Raw genomic sequence first — 419 nt, forward strand, 5'->3', positions numbered from 1 at the left:
CTGGTGCTACTCTAGAAAGGAGGTGATCCAGCCGCACCTTCCGATACGGCTACCTTGTTACGACTTCACCCCAGTCACGAATCCTACCGTGGTAAGCGCCCTCCTTGCGGTTAAGCTACCTACTTCTGGTAAAACCCGCTCCCATGGTGTGACGGGCGGTGTGTACAAGACCCGGGAACGTATTCACCGCGACATGCTGATCCGCGATTACTAGCGATTCCAACTTCATGTAGTCGAGTTGCAGACTACAATCCGGACTACGATACACTTTCTGGGATTAGCTCCCCCTCGCGGGTTGGCGGCCCTCTGTATGTACCATTGTATGACGTGTGAAGCCCTACCCATAAGGGCCATGAGGACTTGACGTCATCCCCACCTTCCTCCGGTTTGTCACCGGCAGTCTCATTAGAGTGCCCAAC

The 419-nt window shown here is 54.7% G+C and carries 1 rRNA gene; it reads right to left on the reverse strand.

Annotation, left to right across the window (positions count from 1 at the left end):
• Positions 1-15: 15 nt before the first annotated feature.
• A 16S ribosomal RNA gene (locus LE190_RS21550) occupies positions 16-419 on the reverse strand; the annotation flags it as partial.

Source organism: Massilia hydrophila (assembly GCF_020208145.1).
Taxonomy (GTDB): domain Bacteria; phylum Pseudomonadota; class Gammaproteobacteria; order Burkholderiales; family Burkholderiaceae_D; genus Telluria; species Telluria hydrophila.